Annotated in this window: 2 protein-coding genes and 1 pseudogene; all 3 read right to left on the bottom strand. The window is 45.2% G+C overall.

Annotated features, from left to right (window positions below; translation table 11 throughout):
- Positions 1 to 548 (bottom strand): annotated as a pseudogene (locus tag BN93_RS15775) (PcfJ domain-containing protein); the annotation flags it as partial.
- Positions 549 to 564: 16 nt separating this feature from the next.
- Positions 565 to 1,095 carry an antirestriction protein ArdA gene (locus tag BN93_RS15770; RefSeq protein WP_019189246.1) on the bottom strand — a complete coding sequence of 177 codons (531 nt, stop codon included), beginning with the start codon at positions 1,093 to 1,095 and terminating at the stop codon, positions 565 to 567.
- 21 nt (positions 1,096 to 1,116) lie between these two features.
- A partial coding sequence (locus BN93_RS15765; RefSeq protein WP_019189245.1) for a PcfK-like family protein occupies positions 1,117 to 1,358 on the bottom strand: 242 nt, incomplete at its 5' end.

Raw genomic sequence — 1,358 nt, 5'->3', positions numbered from 1 at the left:
AGTGCTTCCGTTGCCTTGAACTTCGGATATATCGGAGAGTACGATATATGGCGGTAGGCTTCGTTGTCGTTTCTCACAGCCATAGGCGAGCAATAGGAAAAGGTGTCAATGTATCTGCCCAATACTCTCTGAACGGCAACAGTCGTCTTTCGTCCTTGTGCGTTCCACCAATACTGACCGATTTCAATAGTGTATGATGATGCCTTGCAACCTTTCTCCATTTCCACAGAAAGAAGAAACATTCTTAATACTTGGTACTCTCCACAAGTGGTAAGTATCGTAAAGTATTGCCTCTGTCTTATCTTGCGTTCAAAGGTTTCCTTGACCTGCAACCTTGCCTTACAATGGGGGCAGGTGCAAGTGTCCATTGATTTTACCATTGTCCAACTATGTCCACAATCCATACACGTTGTGCGACCTTTGGGCAGTCGGTAGGCGAAATGGTCTATGCACGCACGAAATGCCCACTTACTCTGCATCTTGGTTATCGGACGTAAGTTTTTGCTCTCTGCAAGTACTGCTTTCTCAAACTTGTTTCTCGGTTTCATAATCTGTCCTCCTTAATCAGTTGTTGCGAAATACATAGCCGTCCTTATACCAAAAGTCTGTACAGAAAAGGTCATCGGCATATTTGCCGAAGTCGAAATAACTCAGAGCAAAATCGGATAGGTCATTCTCCATTTTTACAAGTTCCTCTGCAAAATCTTCCCTGCTTGCATAACTTCCTATGTAGTCCGATTGGAAAGACTTCACAAGGCTGTAAGCGTCTTGTGTGAGTTGGGTGTTGTTGCCCTCCACCCATCTCCAAAAGGCTTCTTTCTCCCTGTTGTTCAGTCTGTCCAATTCGTTCCGAAGTTCAAAGAAGGTTTCCTCCAAATGGCTCTCGTCTATCAGACTATCGGGGATTTCTTCCCACGCTTGGAACATATATTCGGGTTCTTCCTTGTCCTCGTGTATCTCGGCACAACGCTTCATAAAGTCGTCCAAGTCGTAGAAGTCCGAAAGTTCCACCCATTCACCCTGCAATGAGCCGTTGTTGTACTTGGCATAAGTGCCTACATAGATGCGTGCTTCGTTCAAATCCGTTGCTTCCATTTTCTTTTGTTGTTTAGAGGGTTAAAACTCGAATAGTGAGGGTTGTGCTATCTGCTGTTCCACCTGCTTCTCCACTTTGGGTTTCTTGGCGGTCAGTTTGCGGTATTCCTCCGCTTGGTATCGCTCGATAGCCTTTTTTCTTGCTTCCGCTTTTTCCTCCTCCGTGAGTTCGATAGTATGGTTTACCACGACTTGGCAGTTGATGTACTTGCCCACCTCGATGTTATCCTCGTCGTAATAGTGTTTATCACGAGTCGTGATAA

This window comes from Prevotella conceptionensis 9403948, from assembly GCF_000312305.1.
GTDB classification, from domain to species: domain Bacteria; phylum Bacteroidota; class Bacteroidia; order Bacteroidales; family Bacteroidaceae; genus Prevotella; species Prevotella conceptionensis.
The sequence above is the reverse complement of the archived record's forward strand: the minus strand, read 5'-3'. Positions and strand labels throughout refer to the sequence as shown.